Below are 1,042 nucleotides of genomic sequence, written 5' to 3' on the forward strand. Positions count from 1 at the left end.
TTTGCGACACGATGGCACTAAAATAAAGTCTGCAAGTATATTGCGGCTAGGTTGCATTTAGACCTAATTACTATTATTGCGGTGCAAGGTTGGTAACGATCTTGTGCTAAGCGCAATAAGAAGCCTAACTAAATTACTAATCTGGATGGGAAATAGGGGCAAGGTAAAGTTAAAATTGGTTAAACGAAAGTGAATCTTTGTATGGAAAATATCGTAAATATAAAAGCAGAAACTCCGGATAATATCTGTTATAGGGATAAAAGCTGAAAAGCTTAGCTGTAAGAAGGAAGACGCGACCTTCTTTAAAAATGCCAGTTCCCCGGTATACAGAAGGTAACCAACTTAACGCATCTTTGATTAGTGAAACGTGGTAAGCCTATTACTTGGCAACTGGTAGTAGGTAAGAGAGGTCTTAAAAAGCGAATGACACTAAGTCGAAAGACTACAGGAATAAATAACTGGGTGTATAGGCACTATGTGCTAATCAGCAATGATGCTGACTTAAGACTGGTGATTTACCCTAGGTAAGTAAACAAGATTATGAATTATTTTGGAAAAGTTAGATGCAAAACGCAAATGTAACAATTAAGACCAATAATAATAACTTCTTGCCAATTTATTGGCATGCAATAAATTGGCAAGAAGTTAATAAAAAGGTTAATAATCTTAGTAGACGTATCTATAGGGCATCTGCAAATGGTAACATAAAATTAGTACGTAGTTTACAGAAATTGATGTTAAAGTCAAGATCAAATAAATTACTTGCTATAAGACGTGTTACCCAAATCAATCGAGGAAGAAGAAGCCCTGGTTATTGATAAAATAGTTGTTAATACAGATAAAGAAAGGAATTTGTTAATGGAGAAGTTAGCAAATAATAATCTATAATCTGTTAAACCGATCAAGCGTGTGTATATTCCCAAAAGAAAAGGCAAACTTAGACCTTTAGGTTTACCCATTATTTTGGATAGATGTATGCAAGCTGTTGTTAAATCAGCACTTGAACCATTTTGGGAAGCTAAGTTTGAAGGTAATAACTATG

1 protein-coding gene is annotated in these 1,042 nt (G+C 34.5%); it reads left to right on the forward strand.

What is annotated here, in order from left to right; all coding sequences use genetic code 11:
* The first annotated feature begins 563 nt into the window (after positions 1 to 563).
* Complete coding sequence (locus C4Q30_RS00010) at positions 564 to 818, forward strand: reverse transcriptase N-terminal domain-containing protein (protein WP_103896832.1); 255 nt, start codon at positions 564 to 566, stop codon at positions 816 to 818.
* Positions 819 to 1,042 lie beyond the last annotated feature (224 nt).

This window comes from Rickettsia fournieri, assembly GCF_900243065.1.
Lineage (GTDB): Bacteria > Pseudomonadota > Alphaproteobacteria > Rickettsiales > Rickettsiaceae > Rickettsia > Rickettsia rickettsii.